The organism is Actinoallomurus sp. CA-150999 (genome assembly GCF_050942425.1).
Taxonomy (GTDB): Bacteria; Actinomycetota; Actinomycetes; order Streptosporangiales; family Streptosporangiaceae; genus Actinoallomurus.
Genome location: NZ_CP192063.1, coordinates 9,923,623 through 9,948,138, shown reverse-complemented (window position 1 = coordinate 9,948,138; position 24,516 = coordinate 9,923,623). Strand labels below are relative to the sequence as shown.

Annotated in this window: 20 protein-coding genes; 7 read left to right on the top strand and 13 right to left on the bottom strand. The window is 70.6% G+C overall.

Annotated elements, in window-relative coordinates; translation table 11 throughout:
- The first annotated feature begins 17 nt into the window (after window positions 1–17).
- Complete coding sequence (locus tag ACQP2O_RS45775) at window positions 18–941, top strand: LysR substrate-binding domain-containing protein (protein ID WP_433175770.1); 924 nt, start codon at window positions 18–20, stop codon at window positions 939–941.
- Here the strand turns inward: ACQP2O_RS45775 and ACQP2O_RS45770 are convergent.
- Both ACQP2O_RS45770 and ACQP2O_RS45765 read right to left on the bottom strand, forming a co-directional pair.
- Window positions 925–2,133 carry an acyltransferase family protein gene (locus ACQP2O_RS45770; protein ID WP_433175768.1) on the bottom strand — a complete coding sequence of 403 codons (1,209 nt, stop codon included), beginning with the start codon at window positions 2,131–2,133 and terminating at the stop codon, window positions 925–927. The genes ACQP2O_RS45775 and ACQP2O_RS45770 overlap by 17 nt on opposite strands.
- Entirely contained in the window at window positions 2,130–2,873 is a 744-nt protein-coding gene (locus tag ACQP2O_RS45765) for a class I SAM-dependent methyltransferase (protein ID WP_433191376.1), read from the bottom strand. The genes ACQP2O_RS45770 and ACQP2O_RS45765 overlap by 4 nt, the downstream gene beginning before the upstream one ends.
- 133 nt (window positions 2,874–3,006) lie before the next feature.
- Between ACQP2O_RS45765 and ACQP2O_RS45760 the strand changes: the two genes are divergently transcribed.
- Window positions 3,007–4,032, top strand: a complete 1,026-nt coding sequence (locus tag ACQP2O_RS45760; protein WP_433175766.1) for a DUF3068 domain-containing protein — start codon at window positions 3,007–3,009, stop codon at window positions 4,030–4,032.
- On the opposite strand, the gene ACQP2O_RS45755 is transcribed toward ACQP2O_RS45760, so the two are convergent.
- The 3 genes from ACQP2O_RS45755 to ACQP2O_RS45745 all read right to left on the bottom strand — a co-directional run bounded on the left by ACQP2O_RS45755 (window position 4,033) and on the right by ACQP2O_RS45745 (window position 10,906).
- The gene (locus ACQP2O_RS45755; protein ID WP_433175764.1) at window positions 4,033–5,397 is read right to left on the bottom strand and encodes a M1 family metallopeptidase; all 1,365 of its coding nucleotides are present in this window, start codon (window positions 5,395–5,397) and stop codon (window positions 4,033–4,035) included.
- A 65-nt stretch (window positions 5,398–5,462) separates the two neighbouring features.
- Entirely contained in the window at window positions 5,463–7,937 is a 2,475-nt protein-coding gene (locus tag ACQP2O_RS45750; protein WP_433175762.1) for a M4 family metallopeptidase, read from the bottom strand.
- Between the two features lie 221 nt (window positions 7,938–8,158).
- Window positions 8,159–10,906, bottom strand: coding sequence for an AAA family ATPase (locus ACQP2O_RS45745; RefSeq protein WP_433175759.1), 2,748 nt, complete (start codon window positions 10,904–10,906; stop codon window positions 8,159–8,161).
- 318 nt (window positions 10,907–11,224) lie between these two features.
- Between ACQP2O_RS45745 and ACQP2O_RS45740 the strand changes: the two genes are divergently transcribed.
- Window positions 11,225–12,337 (top strand): NAD(P)H-dependent flavin oxidoreductase, encoded by a 1,113-nt coding sequence (locus ACQP2O_RS45740; protein WP_433175756.1) that lies wholly within the window; start codon window positions 11,225–11,227, stop codon window positions 12,335–12,337.
- A gap of 90 nt (window positions 12,338–12,427) precedes the next feature.
- Here ACQP2O_RS45740 and add read toward each other — a convergent pair whose 3' ends face one another.
- The 8 genes from add to ACQP2O_RS45700 form a co-directional block, all read right to left on the bottom strand.
- Window positions 12,428–13,441, bottom strand: coding sequence for an adenosine deaminase (gene add, locus ACQP2O_RS45735; RefSeq protein ID WP_433175753.1), 1,014 nt, complete (start codon window positions 13,439–13,441; stop codon window positions 12,428–12,430).
- A gap of 87 nt (window positions 13,442–13,528) precedes the next feature.
- Window positions 13,529–13,912 carry a hypothetical protein gene (locus ACQP2O_RS45730; protein WP_433175750.1) on the bottom strand — a complete coding sequence of 128 codons (384 nt, stop codon included), beginning with the start codon at window positions 13,910–13,912 and terminating at the stop codon, window positions 13,529–13,531.
- A 275-nt stretch (window positions 13,913–14,187) separates the two neighbouring features.
- Window positions 14,188–14,535, bottom strand: coding sequence for a hypothetical protein (locus ACQP2O_RS45725; protein WP_433175747.1), 348 nt, complete (start codon window positions 14,533–14,535; stop codon window positions 14,188–14,190).
- A gap of 212 nt (window positions 14,536–14,747) precedes the next feature.
- Window positions 14,748–15,077: a DMT family transporter gene (locus ACQP2O_RS45720; protein ID WP_433191373.1), complete on the bottom strand. Its 330-nt coding sequence runs from the start codon at window positions 15,075–15,077 to the stop codon at window positions 14,748–14,750.
- The gene (locus ACQP2O_RS45715; protein ID WP_433175745.1) at window positions 15,077–15,607 is read right to left on the bottom strand and encodes a TetR/AcrR family transcriptional regulator; all 531 of its coding nucleotides are present in this window, start codon (window positions 15,605–15,607) and stop codon (window positions 15,077–15,079) included. Before ACQP2O_RS45715 ends, ACQP2O_RS45720 begins: the two co-directional genes overlap by 1 nt.
- A 124-nt stretch (window positions 15,608–15,731) precedes the next feature.
- Window positions 15,732–17,267, bottom strand: a complete 1,536-nt coding sequence (locus tag ACQP2O_RS45710; protein ID WP_433175742.1) for an OmpA family protein — start codon at window positions 17,265–17,267, stop codon at window positions 15,732–15,734.
- A 133-nt stretch (window positions 17,268–17,400) separates the two neighbouring features.
- Entirely contained in the window at window positions 17,401–18,792 is a 1,392-nt protein-coding gene (locus ACQP2O_RS45705) for a WD40 repeat domain-containing protein (protein WP_433175740.1), read from the bottom strand.
- Window positions 18,793–18,863: 71 nt separating this feature from the next.
- Complete coding sequence (locus ACQP2O_RS45700; protein ID WP_433175737.1) at window positions 18,864–19,676, bottom strand: crotonase/enoyl-CoA hydratase family protein; 813 nt, start codon at window positions 19,674–19,676, stop codon at window positions 18,864–18,866.
- 172 nt (window positions 19,677–19,848) lie between these two features.
- Here ACQP2O_RS45700 and ACQP2O_RS45695 point away from each other — a divergent pair, with 172 nt between their 5' ends.
- The 4 genes from ACQP2O_RS45695 to ACQP2O_RS45680 are packed head-to-tail and all read left to right on the top strand — an operon-like array spanning window position 19,849 to window position 24,516.
- On the top strand, window positions 19,849–21,399 hold the full coding sequence (locus tag ACQP2O_RS45695; RefSeq protein ID WP_433175734.1) for an acyl-CoA synthetase: 1,551 nt from the start codon (window positions 19,849–19,851) through the stop codon (window positions 21,397–21,399).
- Entirely contained in the window at window positions 21,389–22,333 is a 945-nt protein-coding gene (locus ACQP2O_RS45690; RefSeq protein ID WP_433175732.1) for a Zn-ribbon domain-containing OB-fold protein, read from the top strand. Before ACQP2O_RS45695 ends, ACQP2O_RS45690 begins: the two co-directional genes overlap by 11 nt.
- A complete protein-coding gene (locus tag ACQP2O_RS45685) occupies window positions 22,330–23,355 on the top strand; it encodes a thiolase domain-containing protein (RefSeq protein ID WP_433175729.1) in 1,026 nt (341 codons plus the stop codon). The genes ACQP2O_RS45690 and ACQP2O_RS45685 overlap by 4 nt, the downstream gene beginning before the upstream one ends.
- 3 nt (window positions 23,356–23,358) lie before the next feature.
- Complete coding sequence (locus ACQP2O_RS45680; protein ID WP_433175727.1) at window positions 23,359–24,516, top strand: thiolase domain-containing protein; 1,158 nt, start codon at window positions 23,359–23,361, stop codon at window positions 24,514–24,516.

Genomic DNA, 24,516 nt, shown 5'->3' with positions numbered 1-24,516 from the left:
TCGTTTCAGGAGGGGTGTTGGAGCTTCGGGACATTGAGATCTTCCTGATTCTGGCGCAGGAACTGCATTTCGGCCGTACGGCCGAGCGGCTGTGCGTCAGCCCGGCACGGGTCAGTCAGTCGATCAAGAAGCAGGAGCGCCGGCTCGGCGCGCCGCTGTTCGACCGCACCTCGCGGGTGGTGCGGATGACGCCGGCCGGGGAGCAGCTGTACCGGGAGCTCAGCGCCGGTTACCGGCAGATCATGGACGGGATCGAAGCCGTCTCCGCCGCCGCTCGCGGCACTTCCGGCACCCTGACGCTGGGCACCATGGGCCTACAGGCCTGGATGATCAGAGGGATCGTCGGCGTGTTCGGGGAACGCTGTCCGGCGGTCCGGCTCGAACACCGCGACATGAACCCGGTCGACCCTCTCGCGCTGCTTCGCTCCGGCGAGGTCGACATCGGTCATGTCTGGCTGCCGGTCCGCGAGCCCGACCTGACCATCGGCCCGGTCACCCACACCTCGGCGCTCGTCCTCGTGCTCGCCACCACTCACCCCTTTGCGTCCCGCGAGTCGGTCTGCCTGGAGGACTATGGCGACCTCACCTTCGTCGCGCACAGGTCCCCGATCCCCGCGTACATGGAAGAGGTGTTCCAGCCGTTCCACACGCCTGCGGGCCGCCCCATCCCCCGGGGCCCGGTCATCGGGAACTGGGACGAGCAGTTGAAGGTGGTGAGCGCCGGGCAGGCCGTCATAGCGACCGCGGAGGAGGCCGCCCGCTTCTACTCCTGGCCCAACCTGACCTATCTCCCCGTACGCGACGCCCCACCGGTCTCCTGGGCGCTGGTCTGGCGCACCGCCGCGGAGAACCCGCTCATCCGAGCCTTCGCCCAGGCCGCCGCCGACGCCGTACGCCTCACAGCGCAGGATGATTCGATCACCCTCAGCGACGGGTCATGAGGCGGAGGGCGGGGCGTTCGACGGCGTAGAAGCTCAGGGTCGCGACCGCGATGGTCAGGGCGGTGATGACGGGGAACTCGGTGAGGAAGTCGCCGGTGAAGGCGACGTGGCCGGTGGCCTTGTACCAGGTGACGGAGACCGCGACCTGCCAGAGGAAGACGCCGTAGGAGATGCGGCCCAGGAAGCGCATGACGCGGTTGCCGAGGACCCGGTCGATACCCGAAGCGGGGGACAGGGCCACGGGCGCGACGAAGAAGGCAGCGACCAGGCCGTACAACAGCACGCGCAGTTCCGACGTCCAGGTCGTGTCGAGGGTGGCCAGGTCGGAGGGGCCGGTGAGCGGCGAGGCGGCGACGCAGTAGAGCACGCCGGCGATGGCCCAGCAGGTGCCCCACGACCGCGCGACCGTACGGCAGAACCGGACCGGTGCCGCCGAGCCCGTACGGGCCCAGACGGTCACCACGGACAGCGCCATGCCGATCGCGAACCAGGCGAAGTAGCGCGGCACCAGCACGCCCAGCTGGATCGACAGGTGCGGCGTGAACATGAAGATCGTGAAGACGAACGACACCGCCGCGTACGCCGCGATGCCGCGCAGCAGGCGGCGAGCCCGACGATCGGCGTCGCCGGGCGCTCCGCGGCGCGCGTACCGCCCGAGAAGGCTGGCGGTGACGGGCAGGAGGGCGTACCAGACGGCCTCGACGGTGAGGCTCCACATCTGGCCGAGCCCCGACGGGCCGAGGTAGGTGCCCCACCACGGGTGCGGGTCGTAGGTGTACGTGAGGGTCAGCAGCTTCAGCCACGTCCACGGGTCGCGGAGATGCGCCGTCAGGATCGTGGCCATGACGAAGGCGACGACGAGCCAGTACGCGGGCAGGATCCGCACGGCGCGCCGCCACAGGTAGCGGCCCGTACGCGGCCGGCGGTGCCCGTCGAGGAGCAGTTCCGCCGCCCACGGGCGGTACAGCAGCAGGCCGGACAGGGTGAAGAAGACCGGCACACCGATCGCGCCGCCGGACAGCAGGTAGGCCGTCGCGTCGTGTTCGAACGTGTGGCCGGTGTCGGCGGCGACGTGGAAGACCAGCACCGCGAGCGCCGCGACGGCCCGGACGCCGTCCAGGGCGTCCTGATGACCCGAGATCGCCGGGAGGCCGGTGGCCGGTGGACGCTCGGCGGCTCGCGTCGTGGTCATGGCGCCTTGCGGAGCACGAGCAGCAGGTTCCAGGTGAGGACCTCACGGACGCCGGGCACCCGGACGACCGGGGCGGCCCAGCCGGGGAGGTAGCGCGGCGTCGCCGCCTCGACGGTGACGCCGCCGCGGGCGTGCGCCCAGCGGAGGGCGGCGGCGACCGAGACGGGATGGAGACTCACCCCGTACCGGTTCTTCGGCGGCCGGCCGTGTCGCCGCTCGTACCGCTGGGCGGCGCGGTGCCCGCCGAGGTAGTGCCAGGGCGAGGTCTCGTGGCCGCCCCAGGGGGACAGCCAGTTGGTGAAGGCGAGGAAGACGACGCCGCCGGGGCGGACGACGCGGACCATCTCGTCGCCCATCCGCCACGGGTCTGGAACGTGTTCCAGGACGTTCGAGGAGAAGCACACGTCGACGGAGCCGGAGGCGAGCGGCAGGCTCAGCGCGGTGCCGAAGACGGAGCCGGGCGGCGGCGGGCCGTGCCGGGTCAGCTCACCGGCGTCGCACTCGACGCCGACGCACCGGGCGCCCGCGTCGCGCAGCGCGGTGGTGAAGAAGCCGGGGCCGCTGCCGATGTCCGCGACGACCCTGCCGTCGAGGGGCGTATACCGGCTGAGCTGGGCGATCGTGTCGGCGGCGAGCAGCCGGTAGAACCCCTCCGGGTCGGACTGCTCCTCGCGGAACGCGCGCAGCAGGCGTACCGAGCGCGCGAGCGTCGCACGGTGCGGAGCGGTCGGCGCGGTCAGCAAAAGGGACCTCCGGGAGGCAGAGGCCGCAATCCTACGCCCGGGTAACGTACTCATCACGGCATACCGGCATAACCACCCATCAATTGCGCAGTCTTCTAGAATCCGGTCTCATTCGTGGCGGGAGGTCAAGGTGCGGCGGAACGTCGGAGTGGTCCTGACCGGTGCCGGGGCGTTCTTCCTCGCCTTCGCCGCCCTCATGCGTTTCTACGTCGCGGGCCAGGTCATCGCCGCGCCGGCGAACTTCTTCCAGCAGTCCACGCTGGAGGCCTCGAACGCGTCGTACCTGGACACCGCCACCCTGAAGGTCCGCACGGGCGTGCACCTGCGGGCCGTCAACACGGTCCGCGGTGACGTACGGGCGGCGACCGGGAAGATCGCCGTCTGGGACTCCTTCACCTCGATCGAGGACCCGGCCACGAAGAAGAGCGTCGAGATCCAGCAGCAGCGCGCGGCGTTCGACCGCCGCACCGGCACGCTGTACAACGTCCGGGGCGCGTCGGTGGGCGGCGACACGAGCGTCCGGCAGTCGGGGGTCGGGATGTTCTGGCCGATCGGCGTGAAGAAGCAGACCTACCAGTACTTCGACCTGTCGACGAAGCGCCCGTGGCCGGCGACGTTCGCGGGGGAGGAGCGGATCCACGGCGTCCGGGCGTACCGCTTCGTCCAGCGGATCCCCCCGACCGTGACCGAGTCCGTCAAGGGCGGGGTCCCCGCCACCCTGCTCAAGGTGAAGAACCCGAAGCGGCTCGCGGGCTATGACAAGAAGACCGGGAACGTCGCCGCGGACCGCGTCTACGACGCGACCGTGACGCTCTGGATCGACCCGCGGACCGGCGGCCAGGTGAGCCAGGAGCAGCGGATCCGGACGGTGCTGCGCACCAAGGACGGGGTGGACCGGCTCGTCGCCGCCGACCTCGACCTGAAGATGACCGACGCGAGCCAGCAGTCCCTCGTGCACGTCAACAAGAGCCAGGCGTTGAAGATCACGCTGCTGCGGATGATCCTGCCCCTCGGCGGCGCGGGCCTCGGCCTGGTCCTGCTCGTCGTCGGGCTGGTGCTGGCCGTCCCCGGCCGGCAGACCATCATCCCGCTACCCGACGACACGACGAAGGCGGACGGCCTGAGCCCGGCCGCCCGCCCTCGTTCCGGCGGCTGATCAGCCGTCGATGCGGTGCTGCGTCCAGAAGGACGTCAGGTCGGTCGAGGTCGCCGCCTGGGCCGCCGCCTTGAACTCGGCCGTCGTCGACACGCCGTACCAGTGGGACTGCGCGAAGGAGCGCAGCAGGTTGGCCATCGCGGTCGTGCCGAGCACTCGGCTCAGGTCGTGGAGCGCGCACTTGCCGTACGTGTAGACGACCGTGCCGTAGCGGCTCGAGTGGGCGTCCCAGTACGCCATCGAGTTGCTGATCTTCTCGGCGGACGACGCCCAGGAGACGCTGTTCCAGCAGCCCGAGCCGCTGATGCCCTGGTACAGGTCGGTGGAGTAGTCGGCGAACGCCTCGTCCAGCCACGGGTCGTTGTACTCGTCGTCGCCGACGATGCCGTACCACCACTGGTGCGCCAGCTCGTGCGCGAGCGCGGTGGAGCTGACCAGGTCGAGGACGAAGCCGGGGTACTCCATGCCCCCGAACCAGAAGTTGTTGTCCAGGACGACGTCGACCTCACCGTACGGGTACGCCCCGAACCGTCCGCTGTGCGCGTCGATCGCCGACTTCGCCGTGCTCAGCATCGACTGCGCGGAGCTCGCACTGATCGAGCTCACCCGGTAGACGTTGACCTTCACGCCATTGGGCGAGGTCCCGGAGATGACGCTGTACGGCCCGGCGCCCCAGGCGAAGTCGCGGACCTTCGTCGCGGTCGCCGTGGTGATCGTGCGGCCGGAGGATCCGGGCGTGTCCACGGACGTGCCGGTCGCCGGGACGCTGATGGAGGTGGGGTGGTCGAGCGTGACCTTGAAGTCACTGGCGAGGCTGTAGAACGACTCGCCGTTGTTGGTGTACGGGTCGAGGTGCCAGCCCGCGCCGTCCCGGATCGCCAGCACCGGCAGGGCGTTGCCGATGAAGTTGAACGACCCGTCGCGCCCGAACCGGTCCGCGCCGCTCGGGACGGCGATGCTCAGGTCGAACCCGATCGACCCGCTCTGCCCCTGGCTCAGCGGGCTCGGCAGCGTGACCTTCAGGGCCGTGCAGCTCACCTCGAGCGAGCCGGCGGTGCCGCCGGTGACGTTCGACACCGTGATCGGCGTCTGCGGGCAGCTGCCGTGGTAGTTGTCCCACAGCCGCAGGTAGACCTCGGTGAGCGGGGTGGCCGAGGCGTTCGTGAAGCTCACGCTCTCGTGCCCGGTCCAGCTCGAACCACTGCTGTTGCTGGTCAGGTTGACCGTGTACGACGGCGTCGCCGGCGTCCGTACGGTGTCCGCGGCCGCCCGTACCGTGGCGTGCGGCGTGGAGGCGTGAGCGGCCACCGCGGGGGTCAGCGCGGTCGCCGCCGAGGCGAGCACCGCGATCAAAGTCTTCTTCACGTGTGACTCCTGGTGATGGAAAGGGCCCCGCGCGTGAGAACGCGCGGGGCCCCGGTGGATCACGGTCAGGATGCGTTGATGGCGACGTCGTCGAGTACGAAGCTCGTCTGCAGTGCCGAGTCCTCGGTGCCGCTGAACGATAGCGTCACCGTCTGCCCTGCGTAGGACGACACGTCGAAGGTCTTCTGCACGTATCCGCTGGCGGCGTTGGCGTTGCTGTACGTCGCGAGAGTGGTGCTGCCGATCTTGACGGTCAGCTTGTCGTAGACGGTGCTGCCGGTCTCGCTGGTGTCGATATGCAGGTAGAAGCTCAGCGAGGCCTTGCACCCGGACGGGATGGTGACCGACTGGGTGGCGCTGTCGGTGTGGGTGGTGCCGTATCCGTCCAGCCAGGCGAAGTAGCTGCCGGAGTGGGCGGTCTCACCGCTGCCACTGGAGGACACGACGCCGGAGGTCGTCGTCCACGGCGTGGTGCCGGACTCGAAGCCACCGTTGCTCACCTTGTTGCCCGAGGAGGAGCAGCCGCCACCGACCGGGTTCACCGTCCACGTGAACGACGTGCTGCCGGTCAGGTTGGAGGTGTTCTTCGCCGTCACGCTGACCGAGGAGGTCCCGGCCGTGGTGGGCGTGCCGGAGATCAGGCCGGTCGAGGAGTTGATCGACAGCCCGGCGGGCAGGCCCGTCGCGCTGTAGGTCAGCGTCTGACCGTTCGGGTCGCTGGCCTGGATCTGCACGCTGGCCGCCGTGCCGACCGTGCTGGTCTGGTTGCCGGGGTTGGTCACCGTCGGGGCGCCGGGCTGGCCGGGGCAGGTGCCGGGGACCGGGTCGCTGCCGGTGACGCTGACGGCGGCCCAGGCGGCGTTCACGGTGTTGTACTCGGTGCAGTGCGTGCCGTACAGGTCCGCGGCGGCCTTCAGCGAGTCGGTGCGCGCGTTGGCGTAGGTTTCGTTGCTGTTGGCGTAGGACGCGAGCGCCTTGTACCAGATCTTGCCGGCCTTGTCGTTGCCGATGCCGGTGACGGTCGAGCTGTTGCAGGTCGGGCTGTTGCCGTACCCGTGGTTACCGCTGCCGACGGCCAGGAGGAAGAACCAGTGGCTCAGTGGGCCGAGCGAGTAGTGCGGGTCCAGCGAGCCGTTGCTGCTCGTGTAGCAGTCCGGCGAGGCGCCGTCGAGCGAGGGCTGGTACATGTAGCGCAGCGGCTTGTTGTCGCCGTTGATGTTGATCAGCTCGCCCATGGTGTAGTCGGGCGTGTCCTTGGCGTTGTTCGCGTAGAACTCCACCATGGTGCCGAAGATGTCGCTGGTGCCCTCGTTCATGCCACCGGTCTCACCGTTCTCACCCCAGCCGGTGAGAGCGCCGCTGACGCCGTGGCTCATCTCGTGGCCGGCGACGTCGATCTCGACGAGCGGACGGCTGTTGCCGGAGCCGTCGCCGTACGTCATCTGGGTGCCGTCCCAGAACGCGTTGACGTAGGCGTTCCCGTAGTGGGTGCGCGAGGGCACGCCGTTGCCGTCGCCGAAGATGCCGTTACGGCCCTGGACGTTCTTGTAGTAGTCGAACGTCTCCGCCGCGCCGTAGTGGGCGTCGACGCCGGCCGAGGCGGCGTCGCTGTTCGTGCCGTTGCCGAACGTCCCGGTGGAGTTGCTGAAGGTCGTCCCGGTGCCGCTCGTCGCGTGGTTCAGGTTCGTCGTGTACCCGTTGCCGTGCGAGGGGTCCTTCATCGACCACGTGCTGCCGGACTGGGTGAGGTCGATCGACACCGAGCCGCTGTAGATCGAGTTTCCGGTGCCGGCGGTGAGGGCCGAGACGCCGCCGTTCGGCGCGGCCTTCGCGTGGGCTTCGGCGGCGCGTTGCTGGGCCGGCGACAGCAGGGTGTCGATCTCGTCCCGCTTGGTGACGACCTTGCCCTTGACCGCGTCCACCAGCACGTGCAGCACGCTCGGCGTACGGTCGGAGCGCACGCCGCGTACGACGGTCTCCCAGACCAGTTGGGAGGACCGGCCGGTGGCCCACACGGCGAGGTGCGGCGTGCCGACCTTGGAGACCGTGCCCGCCAGCTGCCCGCGCGACGTACGCGCGGCGGTGGCGGCGGCGACGCGGGGCGTCGTCGACACGGCCGCGGCCGGGGTGGCGGTGTTCAGCCCGCGGTAGGCGCCGCCGGGCTTGAGGTGGACGATGAGGTCGCCGCCGTAGACCGGCAGGCCCTTGAACGTCCGGTCGAAGCGGACGTCGGCGGCGCCGTTCTTGGCGACCACGACCGTGCGCGGTGTGAAGGCGTCACCCGACTTCACGTGGGCGGTGCTCTGGTGCGCGGCGAGGGCCTTGCGGGCCTCGGCGACGACCTGCTTGCGGGTGCTGGGTGACGGGTTCACGGTGAAGTCGTTCTTCGTGAACGCCGAGTGCCCGGCGGGTTGGGGTTTGGCAGGGGCTTTGGCGGGAGCCTGGGACGGGGCGGCGCCGGCGACGGGCGCCGACAGCAGTCCGCCCGCGACGGCGAGGACGGCCGTGGCCGACACCGTCGCGATGCGTCGTTTGGACATTGGCGGAGAATCCTTTCGCCAAGGGGATGGGCCCGCTTCGTTGCGGGCAGGCGGAAGGGACAGGGGCTTGGTCTCCCGGGGTCGGGAGACCGTGGACAGGGGCTGGGTCCTCCGGGGTCGGGGGACCGTGGATCGGCCTCCCGGGTCCGGGGGACCTTGGGCAGAGTGTCCGTATCCGAACGAACGCTGAAAAGCCCCTCAACGGAGGGATAGGGAAATCCCTACGCCGTCCGGTCCTCCGGACGCGGCACTGCGATGATTCGGGTCAGTCCGACTCGGGAGCGCACCCCCAACTTGCGGTACGACCTGGTCAGTGCGGCCTCGACCGTTTTGATGCTCACGAACAGCCGGGCGGCGATCTCCCGGTTCGTCGCGCCCTCGGCGACCAGCGTCGCGACCCGGCGCTCCATGCCGGACAGTGCCCGCAGCGGATCGCCGTCCCCGGTCGCGGGCGGAGCGCCCAGGTCGATCCGGTCCAGCTCCGAGGTGACCGCGGCGATCCACGGTGCGGCCTTGGCGCGCAGCAGCACCCGCCGCGCGCCGTGCAACGCCTCCCGCGCGGCGGCCGCGTTCCCGGCGCGCAGGGACAGGCGGCCGAGCTCCAGTCGGGCCCGGCCCTCCTCGATGGGATAGGGCAGCGCGGTGAGGGCGGCGACGGCCCGTTCCATGCAGTGGAGCGCCACCTCGACGTCACCCCGCGCCGCCGTGACGACGGCGGCGGCGCGGTCCAGGGTGGCCAGGACGCTCCGCCGGCCGAGCCGTACGGCGTCCCGCCTGGTCTCCTCGATCAGATCCTCGGCCTCCGGGATCGCCCCGATCGCGGTCAGGGCCTCGGCGAGGTCGGCGTGCCAGCGCCGCAGGGCGGGCTCGGCAAGCCCCTGCGTGGTCTCCAGGCGGCGCACCCGGCGGAGGGCGTCGACCGCTCCGGCCGCGTCGCCGCGCAGCAGCCGGATGTGCCCGAGGGCGTGCAGCGTCGTCGGCAGGAACAGCAGGTCGCCGTCGTCCTCGCTGTGCCCGACACCGCGTTCGGCGGCGGCCAGGCCGCGATCGAGCGAGCCGCCCGCCGCCTCCGCGAACGCCACCGCGCACCAGGCGGGTCCCTGGCTCAGCTCACTGTCCTCGGCCAGCCGCAGGCACTGGTAGGCCAGGTCCAGGGCGCGGTCGCAGCGGCCGCGCGCCATCTCGACCTGCGCCGACCCGTACAGGCACATGAACAGGCTCTCCACCGCGCCGCGCTGGCGCACCGCGTAGGTCAGCGAGCGCAGTTCGCCCCGTGCCTCCTCCAGCCGGTCGTGCAGCAGATGATGCCGGTACCGCAGGTAGACGGGGCCGTTGTGGCCGAGCCTGATCGCCGGATCCTGGGGTCCTGCCAGCGCCCGCGCCATGGTCCGCTCCGCCTCCGGCGACCCGATGTGGAACTCCGCGAGGGCCTGGCTGGTCAGGGCCAGCAGCTCGGTGTTGCGGTCGCCGGCGTCCGCCGCCAGGCGCGCGGCCGTCGCCGCCTCCTGGCGGGCGCGCGGCGCCGAGCCCTTGACGAGCCAGGCCCGCCAGGCCAGGCGGTAGTGCAGCGGGGCGAGCAGCGCCGGATCGTCGCGCGCGTCGGCGAGCGCGCGCGGGAACACGTCGTCGAGCTCGGCGAGGGCCTGCCCGCAGGAGTCCAGCAGCACGATCCACGCCCGCACCCGCTCGGCCGGCAGGGCCGCCTCCGCCAGGACGTCCTCCGCGATGCCCCGTGCCATCGCGAACTCCCCGGCGGCGAGGGCGTCCTCGGCGGCGGTGAGTCGCAGCTCCGGTTCGGCCTCCGGCTTGGTGGTGCGCTCGGCGGACAGCAGGCCGAGCTGCGCGGCGGCGGCGCGGGCCCCGCGCCGGCGGGCGGCGGTGGCGGCCTCGCTCAGCGTCTCGGCGACCTGCGCGTCCCGGCCCGGGGCGACCGCCGCGAGATGACGCGCGCGCTCGACCGGATCGGTGACGGCGTCGGCGAGAGCGCCGTGGGCGGTGAGCCGGTCCCGCTCCGGCGACTCCGCGTACAGCACCGCCGACAGCAGAGGGTGCGTGAACCGGACCACCTCGCCGGGCGCGACGATGCCGGCGTGCAGCGCCTCGGCGATGTCCGCGGCGGCCTCGGGGCGGCCCGCGGCACGCAGCAGGGCCAGTGTCGGCCGGGCCGCCGCACAGGCGATGAGCAGCGTGTGCCGCGCGCCGGAGGACAGGGCGAACAGGCGTCCCAGCATGAGCGTGCGCAGTCCGTCGGGCACCGGCAGCGGCGCCGCCGGGTCCAGCGGCTCGCCGTGGTCGGCCAGGGCGCGGCCCAGCTCAAGGGCGAAGAACGGGTTGCCGTCGCTGGCCCGGTGCACCTTTGCCAGAACGGCGCGCGGCAGCCCGAGGCCGCCGAGGAGACCGCCGACCTCCGCGACGGTCATCGGGGGTACGGGCAGCGCCAGCGCGGGCGGCGGGCACAGTTCCAGCGGGTCCTGCGGGTCGCCGGGGCTCGTGCGCAGGCCCGCGAGCGCCCGCAACGGTAGCCCACCGGCCCGCCGGGCGATGAACGCCAGCAGCTCCGCGCTCGGCGCGTCCAGCCACTGCGCGTCGTCGACGACGAGGAGCACCGGCCCGGCGGCGCAGAGGTTGCGGAAGGCCGCGAGCACGGCGACGCGCAGACCGAGGACGTCGCGCTCGCCGACCGGGTCGTCGCCGCGCAGCAGGGCCGACTCCAGCACGGCGCGCTGGTGCTTCGGGAGCGACTCGAGGAGGTCGTCGCCGGTCTCGGCCAGCAGGTCGATCAGGCCGAGGAACGGCAGGTGCCGTTCGGTCTCCGACAGCGAACAGCGCAGCACCCGGTGGTCGGTGAACTCGGCGACGAGCGTGGTCAGCAGGGTCGACTTGCCGATCCCGGTCGGACCGGTCAGGACGACGCTGCCCCCGGCGGTGAGGTGGTCGCGGGCGCGGGCGAGAAGGGGTTTCCGGTCCACGAGGGCAGGCGGCCACGGTCCCCCGCCCGGCGGCCGTGCCGACACCGGCGGGGCGGCCGTTCCCTTGGCTGATCCGTACGGATCGGTCATCCGCGCTGGCCTCCGGGCGCCGCTCCCAGCGTGAGAGCCCCGAGCGGGCAAGCTAACAATCGGTCATACCGGCGTCAACACCCCCAGTTCGGTCTTTCGGTGAGGAGTGTCTGCTACAGGTTCCAGGTACGGGCTGGTGAGCCTCTCGGGTACGAGCCGGTGGGGCGAGCGAAGAAAGTGAACTAGAACGTGTTGCAGTTTTGTGGATCGGCTCTTATGGTCGTGACTGTGCGAACACGGGTAACGGAACTCTTCGGCATCGAGTATCCGATCTTCGCTTTCAGCCACTGCCGCGACGTCGTCGCCGCGGTCAGTCGCGCCGGCGGCATGGGCGTCCTCGGCGCGCTCTACTTCACGCCCGAACAGCTGGAGACCGAGCTCAACTGGATCGACGACCACGTCGGCGGCAAGCCGTACGGTGTCGATGTCGTCATGCCCGCCAAGTACGAAGGCGCGGACCTCGGCGACGCCGGTGAGCTGCTCGGCAAGCTGCAGGCCATGATCCCCGAGGGTCATCGGAAGTTCGTCAACGACCTGCTGGAGCGGCACGGCGTCGACCCGCTCACCGAGGAGGGCGCCGGCCACTACCTCCTCGGCTGGACCGACGCCACCGCGCGCCCCCAGGTCGAGGTGGCGCTCAAGCACCCCATCGCCCTCCTGGCCAACGCGCTCGGCCCGCCCCCGGCGGACGTCGTCGAGCAGGCGCACCAGCACGGCGTGAAGGTCGCGGGCCTGGCCAGCAACGCCCGCCACGCCCGCAAGCAGGTCGAGGTCGGCGTCGACATCATCGTCGCCCAGGGCACCGAGGCCGGCGGTCACACCGGCGACGTCTCCACGATGGTCCTCATCCCCGAGGTCGTCGACGCGGTCGGCCCGGAGACCATGGTGCTCGCCGCAGGCGGCATCGGCCGCGGCCGTCAGCTCGCCGCCGGGCTCGCGCTCGGCGCCGACGGCGCGTGGACCGGCTCGATCTGGCTCACCGTCGAGGAGGCCGACACCCCCGAGGCCTCCCGCGACAGACTCCTCGCCGCGACGTCCCGCGACACCGTGCGCTCCCGGTCCTGGACCGGCAAGCCCGCCCGGATGCTCAAGACCGCCTGGACCGACGCGTGGGAGTCCCCCGAGTCGCCCGGCACCCTGCCGATGCCCATGCAGTTCATGCTCATCTCCGACGCCCTCCGCCGGATCAACCGCGCCGGCGCGGGCGAGCTGACCACCTTCCCCGTCGGCCAGATCGTCGGCTCGATGAACCAGGTCAAGACCGCCTCCCAGGTCATCTACGACCTCATCGAGGAGTACGTCGAGACGATGGAACGCCTGAACACTTTGACGGAGTCCTGAGCCTTTGGCGCGCGGACGGGTCCGGCCGTCCGCGCGCCGGAGGTGCCGTGGGGGGCTCAGGCCGGCGTGGGGCTCAGGCGGGCGTGGGGCTCAGGCCGGCTCGACCGCGTCGATCTCGGCGAGGATCGCCTGCTTGCGGTCCTCGCCCAGGAAGGAGGCGCGGACGCCGTTGCGGGCCAGGTCGGCGAGCTCCTTGCGGCCGAGCCCCAGGTCCCGAGCCGCGACGCGGTACTCGTTGGTCAGCGTCGTGCCGAACATCGGCGGGTCGTCGCTGTTCAGCGTCACGTACAGGCCCTCGGCGAGCATCCGGGGGAGCGGGTGCGCGGCGATGTCCGGCACCTGCTTGGTGCAGACGTTCGAGGTCGGGCACACCTCCAGCGGCAGCTGCGTCTCCCGCAGGTACTGGACGAGCTCCGGGTCGTCGAGGCAGCTGATCCCATGCCCGATCCGCTCCGCCTTCAGCTCCCGGATCGCCTCCCAGATCGTCTCCGGCCCGGTCATCTCCCCGGCGTGCGGCACGCTGTGCAACCCCGCGGCGACCGCGCCCCGGAACGCCTCCCGGATCTCCGCCTCGTGTGAGAGGCGGTCCTGCTCGATGCCGCCGATGCCGAAGCCGACCAGGTTCTCCGGCGGGTGGTTCAGCGCGTGGTCGAGGGTGGCGCGGTCCGCGTCGCCGCCGAACTCGCCGGGGATGTCGAAGACATAGGCGACCTCAATCTGGTCCGCGGCCTCCCGGGCGGCGATGTCCAGGGCCTCGGTCACCGCCGGCATCGTCATGCCGACCGACACGTGGGAGTACGGCGTGACGGTCAGCTCCACGTAGCGGACGTTCTGCGCCGCCAGGTCCCGCGCGACACCGGTGACCAGCGTCGCGACGTCCTCCGGCTCCCGTACGAGGCCGTTGACCGCGAAGTAGACCTCGGCGAAGTGCGGAAAGTCGCGGAACTCGTAGAACTCCCGCAGGGCCGCCTCGTCGGTCGGCACCTGGTGGCCGGTGTGCCGCCGGGCCAGCTCGAGCACCGTGGGCACGGACGCGGAACCGACCAGATGAACGTGAAGTTCGACCTTGGGCAACGCGTTGATGAAGTCATCTGTGACGGTCATGGCCGGGAAGCTAACAGCGTCGGATCACCGCAAGCCAGTGATTTTGGCCGAAGCTGACACAGATCCGTCAGATTCCGTGCTGAGGGGTCACCAGCGGAGGAGCCAGGCGAGGACGCGGCCGACGACGAGGTAGACACCGGCGGCGAACAACCAGTTCTCCGTCAGCTCCTTACGAGCGTCCGCGTTGCGGAACACGTCGTGGAACGGGGTCGCCAGCCAGGTGTCGACCCGCAGCACCGCGTGGACGATGTTGTTGTGCGGGTTGGCACCGCCCCACGTGAGCGCGATGCCGAAGAGCAGGACGAGCGTGACCATCCACGCCACCAGCCACACGAATGCACTGAGCCCGTCATGCCGCTGCAACCGCCGGACTCGCGTGATGTTCCAGCGTCGGGGCCGAGTGTCGCTCACCGCCGGAGCGGTGGCCTCCGCCGCCTGCCGCCGCCGACGCCGCCATATCTGCGTGGTCATCTGTGCTGCCTCCTCCAGAAGGCCCCCGAGAACCGTTTCGACGAGGTTGTCCCTCCAAGAAAAGCCATTAAACGGTCACTTTATGTAATCGCCAGTGGTGATCACGTGACCTGGCGAATGAACGCCACCATCGCCGTTTCGAAGTCGCCAGGTCGGCCGCTTGCCATAGCGTCGGAGGACGCTGTTGATGCGTTCGGCGACGGCTGATGACGAGAACCCTGTTGTCGCGATGACGCAGGCGCGCGCGGACTGGTTGGCGGCAGGAAGTCAGGAGTCTAGGCCGCCGCTTCAAGCGCATCGGCTCTATGGCGGAGGTCCGCAGCGATGTCGTCCCAGTCCGGGCCATGCAGATAGAGACTGTCCGCCGCCTCACGCATCAAGGTTGGCTCGTCAGGCCGCTGCAAGAGCACAAGTCGGTATGCCAGGTTGCGAATCCATACTGGAAGGTGACCATCTACCAGATGCGGAGACAGTTCATTGAGCATGGCCAGAATGGAGTCCGCGTCGGCGAAGGTTAGCTCCTCAACGAAGTAGTGCTCACCGTGCTCAAGTTCGCACTCGGGAGTGGGCCGATACTCATCGCCGTAGAGGCATCGAGCGTGCTCCGTGAGGGTGGAGTGCATAGTGAGTAGCCTACGGTTGCTGGTCTGGAGACCGCGTGGCTCCCGGGAGCCACGGTGGGAGCCACTGGGGCGAACGATCTTGAAGTTGGCCGTACGAGTCCGGATAGCCGGAGCGACGTTCGCCCAGCACGCGGGCGGATCCGAACCACCTCGGAGATCGTTTGGGCACCTACGGAGCGGCGATGGTTCCGCGGATCAGGGCGATGAGGGCTTCATCCGTGGCTCGCTCCGCCGCCGAGGTTCATCACGATGACTCCGGCGATGACGATCGCCGCTCCGATGACGGTGACCGGGCGGACCCGCTCGTCGAACAGCAGCACGCCACCGACGAACGCGCCGACCGTGCCCAGTGCGGACCAGATCGCGTACACCGGGCCGACGTTCAGCCGGGTCAGTACCTTGGCCAGCGCGACGAAGGAGATGAGATAGCCGGCCACCACGATCGCCGACGGCCCGAGGCGGGAGAAGCCTTCCGAGGCGCGCAGCGACAGCGTTGCGGCGACCTCCGCGACGATCGCGATTCCCAGCAGCAGGTACGGCATCACGCGCTCTCCTCGATCATCGTCGTCAGCCGGGCCCGGATCTCGCGGTGGAGGTCGTCGGCGGGCGGTGCCAGGTTCAGCAGCCGCGCCATCCACCAGCCGTCGACGGCGAGGCGGACGAGGGTGGCCGTGGCCGGGTCGAGTCCGTCGTCGGCGATCCGGCGCTGCCAGGTCTCGTAGTACCGCCGCAGCGCGGCCAGCACCTCCGGCCCTCCGGACAGCCCGGCCAGCAGCGCCACCGACGCCCGGTCGGCGTCGCTCTCTGCGGGGACGTCGGTGTCGGGGATGCTGGCGTCCAGCCACGCGCGGGTGAACGCGCCGGGTGGCGACCCGGCCGGTGGCAGCTCGGCCTCGAACCGGTCCATCAGGCGTTCGAGGACGCCCTCGATCAACGCCTGTTTGGACCGGAAGTGATGCAGCAGTCCGCCCTTGCTCACTCCGGCCTCGGCCGCGACGGCGTCCAGCCGTACCGCGTCCACGCCGCCGGATACGAGGATCCGTTCGACGGCGTCCAGAATCCGATCCCGCATCGTTCCGCTCCCTGACCATTCCCGACCGTCCAGACGGTCGGGAGCTTAGTCGAGACGACCGGACTCCGGCGAACGGGGGCGATTCCCCGGCGCCCACCCTGCGGTGGGCGCCGGGGATCGTGGTCTACGGAGCCTGTTGCACCGGGACGTTGTTCAGTGTCGGGAAGCCGGGGACGCTCACGGTCGCGCTGCGCCACCCCAGCGGGAGCCGGAAGAGGTTCCAGCCGATGAGGGTGCCCTGGCCGCGTACGGTGAAGCCGCCCTGGCGGATGGAGTAGCCGGGGAAGATCGCCTGTTGCCTGCTGTCCGTGACGTTCTTGTACTCGTACGGGCCGGCGTTGAGCGTGATCCGGCCCGGTCCGGGGTTGCGGAAGATGTCGGCCAGGTTCGTCGCGAACGCGGTCGGGATCGGGTGCTTGTTGACGTTGTGGAGCGTCCAGGTGAGCACCGCGAAGCCGTTCGGCTCGCGGATGAGGCCGGTGACGGCGAAGGTCATCGACTTCGGCCACGGCAGCAGCGGGATCGGTGACTTGGCCGCGTGTACCAGGACGAGCGGTCGCGGGTCGGGCTGCCCGGCCGGGTCGGCGCTCGCGGTGAGCACCGGCCGGTTGTCCTGACGCGGCTCTGCCTGCGCGGCGAACGTGACGCTCACCCGGCGGTTCAGGGCGCGGCCCTCGGCCTTGCCGTTGTCCGCGATCGGGTCGGCCGATCCGTGGCCGGTGGCGGAGTACTGGATGCCCTGGCGTTTCACGAGTTTCCGCAGTGCGGCCCGGACGTTCTCCGCGCGCTTCTGCGAGAGGGGGCGGTTGACCGCGTCGGTTCCGGTGTTGTCCGCGTAGCCGTCGACCGCGACGGTCTTGCCCGGCGACGTCTCGATCTTGGCCGCGACCCCCTTGAGCAGGGTCCGGGCCTTCGCGGTCAGCGTCGCCTTGTTCGTCGCGAACACGACGTCGGCGGACAGGCGGATGCTCGTCTTGCCGCCGCCGGTCGCGTCGGTCTCGTCGCCGTGCCGGACCGTGTTGATGAGGGGGTAGGTCTCCGGGGCGGCGGTGGGCGTCGTCAGCGGGTTCAGGGCGGTGCCGCCCTGCCGCTGGTGGAGCAGGTACGGGGCGTGCGCCGTGACGGGGACGTGGAGGAAGGGCGGCGTGTTGGGGAACACCACCGTCAGCGCGGTCCCGCTGCCCGGCGGGACGTCGAAGGCGGCGTCCACGTCGACGGGCCGTCCGGCCTGGACGTCGGTCAGTTCCGTGCACAGACAGCCGCCGGCCTGCGTGCGCAGCACCGGATGCTCGGTCGCGTGATCCAGGTCGAGCAGGAGGGCTCCGCTCGGCGCGTGGTCCCCGGAATGCGTCGGCGCGGCCCACGCCGTCGGCCCGACTCCCGACCCCGGTCCCGCGGTCACGCGGAAGCGGGCGACGACACGGGCCGGCGTGATGCGGTCGAGGGCCATGAGGTCGACCTTGAACGACTTGCCGGGCCACGACATGTAGTGGGTGCGCAGCGGCGTGCCGTCCGCCTGCGCCACGGCCAGGCCCGAGGCCCGAGTGGCCTTCGCCCCCGGCGGCGTCCCGCCGCCGGTCTCGTCGTTGCAGCCGGCCGCCACGACGGCCACGGCCACCGCCGCGGCGACCGTCCCCACACTGCGGTTGAAGCCGCCCATCGCCATCCCATCTGTGGTGATACGTCGTATCAGTCGCAGGATGTGACGGGAGCGCGCGTCGGACGGTTCCGTCTCAGCGGTGGGAGGGTCGGCTACTCGGTACTACTCCCTCGTTGCGCTCACGACTGATCGGCTAGCCGACGGCGATTCCGACGGAGAACACCATGATCTTGGAGGAGCTGCCGTGGTCGATGGTGCCGTCCTCGGCGAAGGGGTTCACGGCCACCGCCACTCGGCGGCCGTCCGGCGACCAGGCCAGGGCGTGGACGAAACCGTCGAGCTGGGCCCCTTGGATGATCTTTTTGTCGGCCGTCCGCCAGACGCACAGCTCTAGTCCCCTGGAGGGCCGACGCAGGTATTCCTGCTTACGGGACTCGCTCGCGACCGCGACATACGCGCCATCCGGACTGGAGTCGAGTTCGAACAGCCGTGCCGAGGCGTTCTCGACCTTGTCCACTTCGGTGCGCGTAGCCGGATCGACGATGTAGAGGTTCTGTTGGGCACCGAGGAAGAGCCGCGACTCGTCCGTCGCGAACGCCAGGCATTGAATCGGATCGGAGCCTCCGCTGAGCTGGAGGTTCCCCCGAGGTGACCGGTCCGTCTCGTGGAAGTCCACACCGGCGAAGTCGTAGCAGCCGACTCGGTAACGGCCGGTGCTCGACCTGAGTCGGCCTTCCTCGAACGGGACGTCCACCTCGGTGAGCGCGTCGACGTCGAAGGCCCACTGTTCCCGATCGTCCTCGTCGGGGTTCTCGCCGTAGCTCTTGACCGTGACGACATGGCTTCCCGGCACCCACATGATCCTCGGGACGATGATGTCCCCTACATCGCCGCGAGCGCGTTCGCTCCAGTCGCGGGTGTCGTAGACCCAGAGCGTCCCGCTCCAGTCGGCGACGGCGGCCAGGTACCTGCCGTCGTCGGAGAACTTCAGATCGTCGACGTAGTCGTGGTCACCGGCTTCGGCGGGGAAGGGGGCGAGCGTCACAGCCGGACGCGCCAGGTCCGGAAGGTGCGGCGCGTCGTCGGCCGTCCAGATGTCGGCGTTGTACGGAAACGACGCCGTGCCCCAGGCGTCACCAGCGCGAAAGGGTTCGGTCCAGCGCCCATCGGTGACCCGCACGGCGTAGTCGAACTGGACGAGGAGGTCCTCGTCCTTCCAGTGCCCGTCACGCTCGTAGTAGAAGTCGTGCAGCCGGTCCCAGTGCGAGGGGCTCACTGGATGGTTGCGGCTGGAGAGGCGTTCGACGGTCGCCACGAACCGGCGCGTGTTGGCATCGACCCACTCGCCGTCCCCGCACTGCTCGGCGGTCACCAGGTCGTACAGCGGCCCCCGCTCAGGGCGGCCGTGATACCCGGCCGCCCCCTGCCACAGCAGCGTGAAGAAGAAGCTGGGGTCGTCCGGAACCGGCGGGTGGGTCCGGCTCTGCACGTCGTAGTAGACCATGAAGATCCGGAAGCGGATACCGAGCCGGTCCGGCGAGACGCCCAGCACCCGGACGCCGTAGAGATCGGTCGACACCGCCACCCCCGCATGATCATCAATTACGGCACGCGATGATCGCACGGCGCTCCGGCGTCCCGCATGTTGAACCCCGGTTACTCGCCCTTGAAGACGGCGGGACGCTTCTCCTTGAACGCTCGGGCGCCTTCCTTGGCGTCGTTCGAGCCGATCACCGGCCAGCCGAGCTCGTCGGAGACCGCCAGGGCCTCGTCCTCCGGCAGATGCTGGGTCTTACGGTAGGTCTCCAGGATCGCCCGGACGGCGAGGGGGCCGCAGGACGCGATCTCGTCGGCGATCTCGCGGGCGGTCTTCAACGCCTGGCCGTCCGGGACGATGCGGTTGATCAGGCCCATCCGCAGTGCCTCCTCCGGACTGACGGACCGGCCGGTGAGCAGGATGTCCATCGCGAACGCGTACGGGATCTGGCGGGGAAGCCGGATGGCGCTGCCGCCCATCGGGAACAGGCCGCGCTTCGCCTCGTACAGCCCCAGCGTGGCGCCCTCGGCGACGACGCGGATGTCGGTGCCGACGAGCAGTTCGGTGCCGCCGGCCACGGCGTACCCCTCGATCGCGCTGATCAGCGGCTTCTTCGGCTGGGAGTCGCGCAGCAGGCCCTTCCAGTGGAAGTTCTCGATCTCGGTGGCGCGCTGCCGTACCCGCTCGTCCTCCGACGGCCGGCCCATGGCCTTCAGGTCCGCGCCGGCGCAGAACTGGCCCTCGGCGCCGGTGAGGATCGCGACCCGGACCTCCGGGGTATCGGAGACGTAGGCCCACGCGTCGGCCATGCCGACGAGCATGTCGGTGCTGAGGGCGTTGCGGGCCTCGGGCCGGTTCATGGTCACGGTCACGACGTGTCCGTCGCGCTCGACCGTGCAGTGCGGGGTGCTGATGGGCAGTCGTTCCGCCATTGCCGTCCTCCCTGCTCGCGGTCGCGTACGACGTCACGCGACACTAAAACAAGAACGGATTCTAGTGACGCTTCTCGCATCTCAACAGGTCTTGCCCACTAAAACGAGAACGTGATCTACTGCGTGCGGGACACCTCCGTACGACCGGTGCCGAGACGTACAGGGAGAACCGATGGGCTCGTTGGGCTTTTGGCGGCTGGCGCGTACCGATCCGGATTGGATCGCCTGCGTGGACACGGACGGGACCGAGTACCGCGCCCAGGATCTGCTCGCCCGTTGCAACCGCGTCGTCCATGGCCTGCGCGCCCTCGGGCTGCAGCCGGGCGACGGCATCTGCGGCCTGGTCCCCAACGGCGTCGACGGCCTGATCCTCTACCTCGCCGCCCTGCAGGTGGGCTGGTACTACACGCCGGTCAACTGGCATCTGACCGGCCCCGAGATCGGCTACATCGTCGCCGACAGCGAGGCCAAGGCGTTCTTCGTGCACGAGCGGTACGCGGCCGAGGGCGCGCGGGGAGCGGACGAGGCGGGGCTCGACCCGCGGCGGCGGTTCGCGTTCGGGGAGGTGCCGGGCTTCCGGGACTTCGACGCGCTGGTCGCCGGGCAGCCGGACACGCTCCCGGACGACCGCACCAACGGCGCGACCATGCACTACACGTCGGGGACCACGGGACGGCCGAAGGGCGTGCGCCGGAAGCTGGCCGGGATCGACGCGGACGACAGCGCCGAGCTGATGACGTTCCTGCTGACGTTCTTCGGCTTCACGCCCGGCCCGCCCAACGCCCACCTGGTCACCTCGCCGAACTACCATACGGCGGTCACCCAGTTCGGCGGGTCGGCGCTGCACATGGGCCACACGCTCGTCTACATGGACCGGTGGGACGCCGAGGAGGCGCTGCGCCTCATCGAGCGGTACCGCGTCACGAACACGCACATGGTGCCGACCCATTTCAAGCGCCTCGTCTCCCTGCCGGAGGAGGTGCGCAAGCGCTACGACGTCTCGTCGATGAGGTGGGCGATCCACGCCGCCGCGCCCTGCCCGGTCCCGCTGAAGCAGGCGATGCTCGACTGGTGGGGCGACTGCATCTGGGAGTACTACGCGGCCACCGAGGGCGGCGGAACGATCGCGAGCCCGCAGGACTGGCGCGAGCACCCGGGAACGGTCGGCAAGGCCTGGCCCATCAGCGAGCTGCTGATCGTCGACGACGACGGCAACGCGGTGCCGCCCGGCACCCCCGGCACGATCTACATGAAGATGGCGGGCGTCACCTTCGAGTACAAGGGCGACCCGGAGAAGACGAAGGCCAACCAGCTCAAGGACTACTTCACCGTCGGCGACATCGGCTACCTCACCGAGGACGGCTTCCTGTTCCTGTCCGACCGCAAGGCCGACATGATCATCTCGGGTGGCGCCAACATCTACCCGGCCGAGATCGAGAACGAGATCCTCATCCACTCCAAGGTCGCCGACGTCGCCGTGTTCGGCATCCCGGACGACGAGTGGGGTGAGCAGATCAAGGCCGTCGTCGAGCCCGCCGAGGGCGTGGCGCCCGGCCCCGAGCTGGCCGAGGAGATCCTCGCCTCCCTCGACGGCCGGCTGGCCCGCATGAAGTGGCCCAAGTCGTTCGACTTCATCGAGCGGATGCCCCGCGAGCCCAACGGCAAGCTCCTCAAACGCAAGCTGCGGGACCCGTACTGGAAGGACCGCGAGAGTGCCATCTAACGAGCCGGAACCGTTGGTCGCCGATCACGCCCTGGAGTTCCCCGGCGGGTACACCCGGTCGGTGGGCCCGGTGATCGGCCGCTTCCTCACCGAGCTGCGCGACGGCCGCCTCGTCGGGGTCCGTACGGCGTCCGGCGGGGTGCTGTTCCCGCCCGCCGAGTACGACGCCGACGGCGAGGCGGTCACCGACGAGTACGTCGAGGTCGGGCCCGGCGGCACGGTGACGTCCTGGTCGTGGGTGTCGCACCCGCGCGCCGTCCACCCGCTGGACCGGCCGTTCGCCTGGGCGCTGGTCCGGCCCGACGGCGCCGACACCGCCGTCCTCCACGCGCTCGACGTGGGCGTGTTCGAGCCGGGCGCCGACCCGCCGAAGTCCCTTCGTACGGGGATGCGCGTCCGGCCGAAGTGGCGGGCCGAGCGGACCGGTTCGATCAAGGACATCGAGTCCTTCCGGCCCGACGTCACGATGATCACGGCGCCGAGCCGCGCGGAGTACCGCTTGAACGCGGGCCGGGCGCTGACGAGGTTCCTCACCGGCGTCTCCGAGGGCCGGTTCCTCGGCCACCGGTGCGGCGTGTGCGGCAAGGTCTACGTGCCGATGAAGGGGCTGTGCCCGGTCGACGGCGTGCCCACCACCGAGGAGGTGGAGGTGCCCGGCACCGGCACGGTCACGACGTTCGCGGTGAACAACATCCCGGACCCGCGCGCCCCCGAGGTGCCGTTCGTGTCGGCGTACATCCTCCTGGACGGCGCCGACATCTCCCTGCTCGCGCTGGTCGCCGGTATTCCCGCCGACCAGGTGCGGATGGGCATGCGCGTGAAGGCCGCGTGGAAGCCGCGCGAGGAGTGGGGCCGGACCATGGAGAACGTCAAGTGGTTCGAACCCACCGGTGAGCCGGACGTCCCCTTCGACGCGATCAAGGACTACCTATGAGGACGGATGTCGCGGTCGTCGCGTTCGCGCAGACCGAGCACACGGGTGAGGACGCCGGGCTGACCGAGGTCGAGCTGCTCGCCCCGGTCATCACCGAGATCAAGCAGACCACCGGGCTGAACCGCTTCGGGTTCACCTGCTCCGGCTCACTGGATTACCTCGCCGGGGCGCCGTTCTCGTTCGTGTCCGCGCTGGACACGGTCGGGGCCTGGCCGCCGATCTCGGAGAGCCACGTCGAGATGGACGGCGCGTGGGCGCTGTACGAGGCGTGGGTCCGCCTGCAGCACGGCGACGTCGACACCGCGCTGGTGTACGGGTTCGGCAAGTCCTCGCAGGGCTCGCTGCACGAGATCATGACGCTCCAGCTCGACCCGTACTACCTGGCGCCGCTCGGCCCCGACCAGGTGTCCCTCGCCGCGCTGCAGGCCCGCGCGTTCCTCGACGCGGGGCACAAGGAGGACGACCTGCGCGCCGTGGCCGCCCGGTCCCGGGCCGACGGGCGCGCCAACCCGTACGCCCTGGACCTGCCCGACCCGGCCGACGAGGGCTACGAGGTCGCGCCGCTGCGCCCGTACGACTGCGCGCCGATCACCGACGGCGCGGCCGCGGTCGTGCTGGCCGCCGGGGACCGCGCCCGCGAGCTGTGCGACAACCCGGCCTGGATCCGCGGCATCGACCACCGGATCGAGGTCCACTCTCTCGGCGCCCGCGACCTGAGCCGTTCGGAGTCGGCCGCGCTGGCGGCCGAGAAGGCGGGCGCGCGCGACGTCGAGGTGGCCGAGCTGCACGCGCAGTTCAGCCACGAGGAGCTGATCCTGCGCGAGGCGATCGGCCTGGCCGACGACGTCCGCGTCAACCCGTCCGGCGGGCCGCTCGCCGCGGACCCGGTGATGGCCACCGGTCTCATCCGCATCGGCGAGGCGGCGTCGTGGATCCACCGCGGCGAGGCGCGCCGCACGCTCGGGCACGCGTCGTCCGGGCCGTGCCTGCAGCACAACCTCGTCTGCGTCCTGGAGGGCTGAACGATGGGCAACCCCTGCGCGGTCATCGGCGTCGGCCAGACCAAGTACCGCACCAAGCGCACCGACGTGTCCATCGCGGGCCTCGTACGCGAGGCGGCGCTGCGGGCCCTGGAGGACGCCGGGCTGACGTTCAAGGACATCGACGCGGTCGTCATCGGCAAGGCGCCCGACCTGTTCGAGGGCGTGATGATGCCCGAGGCGTACCTCGCGGACGCGCTCGGCGCGCGGGGCAAGCCGATGATGCGGGTGCACACGGCCGGGTCGGTCGGCGGGTCGACGGCGAACGTCGCGGCGAGCCTCGTCCAGGGCGGCGTGCACGACCGCGTGCTCGTCGTGGCGTGGGAGAAGCAGTCCGAGTCGAACGCGACCTGGGCGCTGTCCACGCATCCGCCGCTGTCCCCGACGATCGTCGTGGGTGCCGGCGGCTACTTCGCCCCGCACATCCGCGCGTACATGCGGCGCACCGGCGCGCCCGACCACATCGGCACGCTCGTCGCCGTCAAGGACCGGCAGAACGCGCTGAAGAACCCGTACGCCCACCTGCGCATCCCCACCATCTCCAGAGAGATGGTCGAGATGACGCCGATGCTGTGGGAGCCGATCCGCTACCTGGAGACCTGCCCGTCCAGCGACGGCGCGGCCGCGATGGTGCTGGCCTCCGAGGACGCGGCCAAGCGGGCGCCGAACCCGCCCGCTTGGGTGCACGGCACGGCCATGCGCTCCGAGCCGATCTTCTTCGCCGGCCGCGACACCGTGAGCCCGCAGGCCGGCAAGGACTGCGCCGCCGACGTGTACCGGCAGGCGGGCATCACCGACCCCCGCCGCGAGCTGGACTGCGCCGAGACGTACGTCCCGTTCTCCTGGTACGAGCCGATGTGGCTCGAGAACCTCGGCTTCTGCGGCGAGGGCGAGGGCTGGAAGCTCACCGAGAGCGGCGCGACCGCCCTCGACGGCGACATCCCCTGGAACGCCTCGGGCGGCGTGCTGTCGTCCAACCCGATCGGCGCGTCCGGGCTCATCCGCTTCGCCGAGGCGGCCCTGCAGGTACGCGGGCTGGCCGGCGAGCACCAGGTCGAGGGCGCGCGCAAGGCCCTCGGCCACGCGTACGGCGGCGGCGCGCAGTTCTACGCGATGTGGGTCGTCGGCTCCGACAAACCCTGA